The sequence below is a fragment of the Phytoactinopolyspora endophytica genome, assembly GCF_004138495.1.
GTDB lineage: Bacteria > Actinomycetota > Actinomycetes > Jiangellales > Jiangellaceae > Phytoactinopolyspora > Phytoactinopolyspora endophytica.
This window is the reverse complement of sequence record NZ_ML142852.1, coordinates 147,242-155,649: the sequence shown is the minus strand read 5'-3', so window position 1 is coordinate 155,649 and position 8,408 is coordinate 147,242. Positions and strand designations below refer to the sequence as shown.

Below are 8,408 nucleotides of genomic sequence, written 5' to 3'. Positions count from 1 at the left end.
CGGAGGTGGGACTGCGACGGCCGCGCTGGCCATCACGGCTGTCTATGTCCCGCAGTACTTCCGCGTGGTGCGTGCGGCGACGGTGAGCGCGAAGGAGCAGACCTACGTCGAGGCGGCCCGGGCGATGGGCGCCCGCCCGATCACCATCATGTTCCGGTATCTGCTGACCAACGTGATCCAGAGCGTCCCGGTGATCGCGACGCTGAACGCGGCGGACGCGATCCTCACGCTGGCCGGGCTGGGTTTCCTCGGGTACGGCATCCAGCCCACGGAGGCGGCGGAGTGGGGCTATGACCTGCAGCGAGCGGTGGCCGACACCGGAGCCGGGATCTGGTGGACCGGATTGTTCCCGGGCCTGGCCATCGTCCTGCTCGTCATGGGTCTCACCCTGATGGGTGAAGGACTCAACGAGACGATGAACCCGGCCATCCGGATACGCCGGCTGTTGCCCATCAGCATGCCGGAGCTGACCAGCCGGACCTCTGCGGCCACGGCGGACGACGCCCGGTCCCCGAGCGTGACTGCGGGCCGCGGCGACGACGCCAAGGGCGGCGAGGGTGCTGGTGATGCTGAGGGCGAGAGTGGTGGCGATGACGAGGGCGGTGGCGAGGGTGACGGTCACGGCCCGGCCGGAGGGCCGCAGGGGCGCACGCCGAGGGAAGGTGGTGACTCGTGACCGAGCCGGTCCTGTCCGTTCGTGACCTGCGTGTCTGGTACGGCACCGAGCGTGGGCCGGTGCAAGCCGTGGACGGCGTCTCGTTCGATCTCCGCCCCGGGGAGACACTCGGTCTGGTCGGCGAGTCCGGTTGCGGTAAGTCGACGCTGGGACGTGGCGTCCTCGGCCTGCTGCCGCGTGCGGCGAAGCTGGCCGGAGAGGTGAACTACCACGGACGCAACCTGGTGACGGCCACACCCCGCGAAGTGCAGCGCCTGCGTGGGCCCGATCTCGGGCTGATCTTCCAGGAGCCGCTGACCCGGCTGAACCCGCTGCTCCGGATCTCCCAGCATTTCGAGGAGACGCTGCGCACCCACGAGCCCGGGTTGTCCAAGCGAGAGATCCAGCACCGCAGCATCGAGGTGCTCAGAGCCATGGGAATCCCGCCGACCCGGTACCGCGCCTACCCGCACGAGTTCTCCGGAGGGATGCGGCAGCGAATCATGATCGCGATGGCGCTGGTGCTGCGGCCGTCGTTCGTCGTCGCCGACGAACCTACCACGGCGCTGGACGTCCTGGTGGAGGCGCAGATCATCGGCATCCTCGCCGACCTGCGCCGCAACTTCGACACGTCGCTGCTGTTCATCACGCACAACTTGGGCATCGTCGCCGAGGCGTGCGATCGGGTGGCGGTGATGTACGCGGGACGCATCGTCGAGCAAGGGCCGGTGGCCGACGTGTTCGCCCGGCCGCAGCATCCGTATACCAAGGAACTGCTGCGGTCGACGATCTCGCTGTCCACGACTGGACTGCACTACATCCCGGGCGCACCACCCGACCTGGTGGAGCCGCCGAGCGGCTGCCGGTTCCATCCACGGTGCCCGTCCGCCATGCGGGTGTGCCCGGAACGGTTCCCGGAGCCGGTCGCCGTCGGCCCGCAGACGGTGGAGTGCTGGCTGCACGGACCGTCAGATCTGGTGCCCGCGGGTGGTTCGGAACCGCTGGCCCGGGAGGAGATCACCGTTGCCGACGAAGCCTGAGTCTTCGGTGTCCGTTGAGGACGCCGCCCGTGCCCCGTTGATGGAGATCCGGGACCTGAACGTCCACTACGAGCTGCGTGGCAGTGCGCTGGCGCGGCTCGTCGGCGGCGAGGGTGAGACGGTGAAGGCGGTGGACGGGGTGAACCTCGTCCTGGAACGGGGCGAAGTCCTTGGCCTGGTCGGAGAGTCGGGCAGCGGGAAGACGACGCTCGGCCGGGCGCTGCTCGGCCTGGTCCGTCCCACGTCGGGTCATATCGGCTACGGAAGCCACGATCTGGCCAGCTTGGCTCAGCGGCAGCTGCGGCCGCTCCGTCGGCAGCTGCAGATGGTGTTCCAGGACCCGCACGCGGCGCTGAACCCGTCGATGGAGGTGAGCACCGCCGTCGCACATCCGCTGCGCATCCATGGGTTGGTGAACAGCAAGGCGGAGGGGCGATCCCGAGCGGCTGAGGCCCTCGAGCGGGTAGGCCTGAGTCCAGCTGAGCAGTTCCTGGACAAGCTGCCGGCGGAGCTGTCGGGCGGGCAGAAGCAACGGGCGGTGATCGCCCGCGCCATCATCTGCGGCCCGGAGCTTCTTGTGGCGGACGAACCCATCTCGATGCTCGACATGAGCGTGCGAGCCAAGATCCTGGAGCTCATGCTCGACCTGCGGGCCGACCTCGACCTCACATACGTGTACATCACTCATGACCTGGCTACGGCGAAGTTCTTCTGCGACCGGGTGGCGATCATGTATCTGGGGCGGATCGTCGAGATCGGGCCGACCGAAGAGATCTTCGCCGACCCCAAGCACCCGTACACACAAGCCTTGCTGCGGGCGGTGCCCGATCTCGATCCGGATCGACGGGTGCCGAGGGACCTTCCGCGAGGCGAGATCCCCGATGCCGCAGCGCCGCCGCACGGCTGCTCGTTCCACCCACGCTGCCCGTACGCGTTCGAGCCGTGCGGCTGGGAAGCTCGTGACCTGCGGGCCATGTTCGAACGCCGGTGGCTCGCGCTCGGAGAGGACGCGTACGCGAAGGAGGGCCCGCTGGTCGGTGAGATCGACGAGGTCGATCCCAACCAAGAGCTGGTCCGGCTGAGAGCGGGCCGGCATGCATCCGAGCTGGTGTCGCTTCTCTCCGAAGCCCGTGCGGACGACCCCGACGAGCCGCTGTGGCGTGGCGTCGAAGGCATCGAGCAGGACGGCGGCACGGTCGTCGTGCGGTTCCGCGAAGGCGTCGACCCCGCGCTCGGCAGCGTCAACGACATCGACGTCGCCTGCCACCTCCACAACCCCGACCTCCGCCCTACATGATCATTTAGCGGAGGTGGGGAGATCAGGGGGTAGGGGTGTGGAGTGCAGATCCTCGAGGAGCGTGCGGACGCCGTCGGCCTCGGCGGCACGCAGCGAGGTGAAGATCTCCAGCGCCTCCCGCCAGCATTTCTCCGCACCTTGACGGTCCCCGAGCCGCATGGCGTCGTGGCCGAGCTCTTGCAGCGCCTCCGCTTCGACGTCGGCCATCTGTGTCTGACGGGCCAGCTCCAGCGCCGCGGCGGCATCGTCGTGCCAGCTCTGACCGGTGACGCGCCGGCCGTGTGCGGCGTTGACCAGGGCGGCTGCATGCAGGGCGGCTGAGTCGAGGGCGATGGCGATAGCGATGGCGCGTTCGTGCTCCGCAATCGCGCGCGCCGTGTCGCCGGTCTCCGTGTACAGATGCGCCAGAGCGGACACCTGCTCGAACGCGTCGACACTCTCCCAGTCGTCGACCGCCTTCGCGGTCTCCTCCAGGTTGCGCCGGGCCTCGTCGTAACGGCCCAGGCTGACCTGCACATCGGCGAGGTTGCGTAGGGACCGGGTCTGAATCCTCGGCGTGAGGAGGTCTGTCGCCGCGGCACACTGTTCGAAGAGCTCGGCGGCCTCCTCGAACCGGTGGCCGAGTGCGTAGTAGACGGCCATGTTATGCAAGGTCGTCATCTCCCCACGGCGGTCGCCGAGCCGGCGGCGCGCCTTCAGGGCATGTGTCGCGGCGTCGAGGGCCTCCTGGCTCCGGTTCTGGTTCCCCAGCGACAGCGCGACGCTGTACCAGGCTCGGGCGACGAGCTCCTGGCTGCCGATCCGGTCGAGGGCGTCCAGGACCCTGTGGACCAGGTCCGGGCGCGCATCCCGGCAGCACTCGTGCTCCGCCTGGTTCAGCGCGAGCATGAGAGCGGCCGCTTCGTCGACGACGGCCGGGTCGCCACTGCGTAACCCGTGCCGGCCCAGCGCCACCAGGACGGGCCGGCGTGGATGGAGCCAGGCATGGATCTCGTCCCGGTCACGGAAGGAGCGGCCGTCCACCTCGTCGGGGAAGCACGGCTCGTCCTGCGGAGGCGGACCGTCCGGTCGTAGCACCGGCAACGTGTTGTACAGCGTGCGGAGGTAGTACGTCGCGAGCAGCCGGCGCGCGTGATCCGCCCGGTCCCGGCCGAGCAGGCCGCGCATGTAGTCGCCGACCAGATCGTGCCAGCGGTAGTCGCCCGGGCTCGGGGAATCGAGGAGCCGGATGTCGACGAGCTGCTCCAGGCAGTCGCGCGCGAGCTCGCCGCCGGTCTCCCAGAGAACGGAGGCGGCCTCGACGTCCACCGTGGCGCCGGGAACGGCCGCGAGCAGCTGGAACCGGTCGGCGGTCATCTGGTCGAGTATCTGGAACGACGCGTCGATCACCGCACGGACGCTGAGGTCGCCGATCTGCAGCTCGTCCAGGCGGCTCTCGCCGCGGAGGCGTTCGGCCAGATGGTTGACCGGCCAGGACGGCCGGACCGCGAGCCGGCCGCCCGCGATCCGGAGCGCAAGGGGCGATCCCTGACAGGCATCGATGATCGTGTTGGCCGCGTCGGGCTCGACATCGAGACGGGCGTGCCCGGCGATCGAGGCCAACAGTTCGTGTGCGGCACCATCGTCGAGCATGCTCAGGTCGATCTGGATGTCAGCCGGGATCACCGACAGCCGGGGGCGGCTGGTGACAAGGACGCTGCATCCGTCCGCTCCCGGTAGCAGCGGCATGATCTGGGCGGCGTCATGAGCGTCGTCGAGCACGACCAGGAGCCTGCGCCCAGCGCACACGGATCGGAACAGCGACGACCGCTCATGAGCCGTCGGTGGGATGTCGTCACTGTCGATCCCGAGCGCGCGGAGGAAATCGGCAAGCACGTCGGCAGGGTTGACCGGCGCACTCGACCCGCGCAGCTCGGCGAAGAGCTGGCCATCCGGATGAGCGTCGCGCACCGCGTGGCCGGCCCGCAGCGCGAGCGTCGTCTTGCCGGAGCCGCCGGGGCCGGAGACGACGCAGAGGCGCGCCCAGGGCCGGGAGGCCGAGAGTGTCGACGTCAGCAGGTCGACCTCCTGATCCCGGCCGACGACGTCGGCCGGCGGGCGGGGAAGCTGAAAAGGCACGACGGCCGTGCGCCGGGGCTCGGGACGTGCGAGTAGTTCCTGATCCGAGGCAAGGATGCGCGCGTGCAGCTCAGCCACCTCGGGACCGGGCTCGATGCCGAGATCGTTCTTGAGCACGGTGACGAGCTCGTGATAAGCCGACAGCGCTTCGCCACGGCGTCCCTGCCGGTACAGCGCCAGCAACAGCTGCGCCCACAGTTTCTCCCGCCACGGATGACCGGTGACGAGGCGGCGCAGCGACGGAACGAACTCATCATCGAGCTCCGCCAGCCGTAGCCGCAGGTCGTTCACTCGCTCGGTCGTCGCCAGCAGCTCCTCGACAAGCAGCGGGGCGGACTCCTGTTGGAGCGTGTCCGGAGCGAGACCGGACAGCGGTTCGCCGCGCCACAGGGCCAGAGCCACCTGCAGATGCTTCAGCTCCGTGGCTGGCTCATCGAGCTGAGACGCGGTGGCGACCATGTCGCGGAACCTCAAGATGTCGACCGCGTCCGGCGGTACGTCGAGGCAGTAGCCGTCGCCCACGGCATGGATCACGCTCTCGTCCAGAGCCGCACGGAGGCGTGCGACGTGCGTCTGGATGGTGGCCTTGGGGCGTTTCGGCCGGCCATCCGGCCACAGGTAGTCCACAAGCACGTCAAGCGGCACGACGTGGCCGGCGCGCAAGGCCAGGGCGGCGAGGATGACGGTCGGCCGGCCTGGCGGTAACGGCGTGGGCGCACCGTCGCGGCTGGCCTCGACGGTGCCGAGCAGCGAGACCTCCAGACGCGCACTGCTCACTGTGGCTTCCCCTCCTCCTCGGGTCGCGGGAGCACCAGGGCCAGGACGGTCGATACGGAAGCCGGCGCCACGGCCCATCCCGACGTCGCCGATCGCACCCTATCGCCTGACCGAAGGCGTGTGAAAGCGTCGTGAAAGTGGACGCTGCTCTACTGATGCAAGTCCGATGTGATGCCTGCTTCAGTCGACCGAAGCAGGACACCATATGGCGCTGCGTGGCCGAGGCCGACGGGGGTGGCCCGGGCACGCAGAGATGAAGAGGTCATAGACCTCTGGGCCGCTGGCATCCGGATGGCCGGATGGGTCATTGCGCCGCCCGTTTCAGGGGGAACGGGCGGCGCACAGCTTCCCGGATGTCACGAGCCGACCGTCGTCGGCGTGCGCGGGTGTCTTTAGACTTCAACGGTGGCAACTCGCCGGTTTCTGCTGCTGAGCATGCTCGGCCTTGCGGCGGTCGCGTGCGAGGCCGATGCTCCCGCACCGGGGCCCACACCGACACCGCACGAGGTGAGTGTCACCGCGCACCTGACGATAGGCCGGGGTCCGCAGCCGCATTACCCGCCCGAGTCCGAGGGCCTTGCTGGCACCTACACGGTGCGCAACGATGGCGACGATCCCCTGTACATCGCGACCGAGCGTGCGCACGGCCAGCTTGCCGACGCGTCTATGCCGGAGATCGATGAGGCCGTCTGGGTCAGTAGCGGTGATGAGGGTGCCGCCCGTCTGTCCAAGCAAGTCTTCGACGTCCCGGGCGATGTCCTCCTGTCCGTGCCGTTCGTGCTCGAAGCGTCGCGCGTCGAACCCGGAGAGGAGATCGAGGGTGCGGTCTATGTTCCGCTGCCCCTGGTCGCCGAGTTGCCGCCGGATGGCGACCACTACGTCGTGGGTGAGGACCCGTACCAAGACGGCGCGAGCCAGGCCGAGATCTGCGTGCAGGCCGCCCCCGTACCTGATGAGGATTCTCGCCCCGGCCGGCTCACGAACTACACGCCAAACCGGCAGTTGGCCTGCAGCGATCCGATGCCGCTACCGCAGCCGTAATGGTCGGGACCAGGACGGTCTGTCGACGGCTACGCGGCCCGTCGTCGTTGGGTGGACTCGCGCACATTCAGCTCGATCGGATGGATGCGCTCGACGCCGGGGACGGCGGAGCCCGTCAGCAGTTCGAAGAGCAGTTCGGCACAGGCCGCGCCCGCTTCACGGGGCCGGACGTCGATGGCCGTGATCGCCGGGTCGGCGAACCTCAGGGCCGGTGCGTCCACACACGAAGCGAGCAGCAGATCTTCGCCGACGCGACGTCCTGCCTCCCGGATCACCGGCAGTAGTGTGGCGGCGGCGCTGGTAGGGGCGGCGACCAGCGCGTCGAGCTGGGGTTCGTCGGTGAGCAAGCTCCGGGCCGCCGCGCTGGTGGCGTCGGCGTTCGCATCGAACGGCACCGAGCGGGTGATGAGTGCGACGCCGCGTTGTCCGCACCACTCGCGGTATGCGCGGTGCACACTGGCGGCCCAATCACTCTCGTCGCCGGGGACGATGAGGGCGGGCCGGCGCGCGCCGGCGTCGGAGAGGTGGCCGAGCAGGGTCTGCAGGGCGGCGCCGTGGTCCGACCAGACGACGCCGTCCGGTTCTCCCGGGCCGGAGTAGCGCTCGCACGTCACGGTGGGCAGCGCGGAGCCCATGAGCTTGTCGACCACCGGATCGTCGGCCAGAGGATCGCCGAGGACGAGCCCGTCGACGCGTGGCGACCGGCTCGGTGCGACGCCGGTGCCGGAGGTCAGGAGTGTGACGTCGTAGCCGTGATCTGCCGCGGCCTGGACGGCTCCGAACACGAACGACATGTAGTAGTCCGACCGAGGGAGGACCTCGGGGAGGTGCAGCCCGATGGCGCCGGTCCTGGCGCGGCGCAGGTGCCGGGCGGAATCGTTGGGCACGTAGCCGAGCTCCTCGGCCACACCGACGACGAGGCGACGGGTCTCTTCGGAGACGCGGCCGGAGCCGCGTAGCGCATCGGAGGCTGTCGTTTTCGACACTCCGGCCCGTTCCGCAACGGTGATGATGGTGACCTGCCGGTCCTGTGGCACAGCTCGATCATAAGCTCGCGCCGGCTGGGAACGTTCTGTTACCCGTTCGTCCGCTCCCATAGAGTCAGGCTAATTTGCCTAAACGTTTTAGGTAAATGCACTATGGGTTCTGGGCAAAATGGGAGGTGCGAACATGGCGCGCGTAGGGCTGACCACGCAACGACTGGCCCAGGCGGGTGCGGAACTGGCCGACGAGGTCGGCTTCGACCAGGTGACGGCGTCGGCGCTCGCCAGGCGGCTCGATGTCAAGGTCGCGAGTCTGTACTCGCATGTGAAGAACTCCGAGGATCTCAGGACCAGGATCGCGTTGGTCGCTCTCGAGGAGCTCGCCGACCGTGCTGCGGCAGCGCTGGCGGGCCGGGCCGGCAAGGATGCCCTGGTCGCGCTCGCGAACGTCTATCGCGACTACGCCAGGGAACACCCCGGCCGCTACGCCGCAGCTC

General features: G+C 69.0%; 7 protein-coding genes. 5 read left to right on the top strand and 2 right to left on the bottom strand.

Annotation, left to right across the window (positions count from 1 at the left end):
• The 3 genes from ELR45_RS37295 to ELR45_RS09045 form a co-directional block, all read left to right on the top strand.
• On the top strand, positions 1–676 hold a 676-nt coding region (locus tag ELR45_RS37295), incomplete at its 5' end, for an ABC transporter permease (protein ID WP_205856283.1).
• Positions 673–1,695: an ABC transporter ATP-binding protein gene (locus tag ELR45_RS09050; protein WP_129665286.1), complete on the top strand. Its 1,023-nt coding sequence runs from the start codon at positions 673–675 to the stop codon at positions 1,693–1,695. The genes ELR45_RS37295 and ELR45_RS09050, both read left to right, overlap by 4 nt.
• Complete coding sequence (locus tag ELR45_RS09045; RefSeq protein ID WP_205856282.1) at positions 1,679–2,992, top strand: ABC transporter ATP-binding protein; 1,314 nt, start codon at positions 1,679–1,681, stop codon at positions 2,990–2,992. The genes ELR45_RS09050 and ELR45_RS09045 overlap by 17 nt, the downstream gene beginning before the upstream one ends.
• Here the strand turns inward: ELR45_RS09045 and ELR45_RS09040 are convergent, their stop codons facing one another.
• Entirely contained in the window at positions 2,993–5,887 is a 2,895-nt protein-coding gene (locus ELR45_RS09040) for an AfsR/SARP family transcriptional regulator (RefSeq protein WP_165367624.1), read from the bottom strand. It lies immediately after the preceding gene.
• 405 nt (positions 5,888–6,292) lie between these two features.
• Here ELR45_RS09040 and ELR45_RS09035 point away from each other — a divergent pair, with 405 nt between their 5' ends.
• Positions 6,293–6,928 (top strand): hypothetical protein, encoded by a 636-nt coding sequence (locus ELR45_RS09035; protein ID WP_129665282.1) that lies wholly within the window; start codon positions 6,293–6,295, stop codon positions 6,926–6,928.
• A 29-nt stretch (positions 6,929–6,957) separates the two neighbouring features.
• Here the strand turns inward: ELR45_RS09035 and ELR45_RS09030 are convergent, their stop codons facing one another.
• Positions 6,958–7,965 (bottom strand): LacI family DNA-binding transcriptional regulator, encoded by a 1,008-nt coding sequence (locus ELR45_RS09030; protein WP_205856281.1) that lies wholly within the window; start codon positions 7,963–7,965, stop codon positions 6,958–6,960.
• A gap of 133 nt (positions 7,966–8,098) precedes the next feature.
• On the opposite strand from ELR45_RS09030, the gene ELR45_RS40620 reads away from it, so the two are divergent.
• A partial coding sequence (locus ELR45_RS40620) for a TetR/AcrR family transcriptional regulator (protein ID WP_240759356.1) occupies positions 8,099–8,408 on the top strand: 310 nt, incomplete at its 3' end.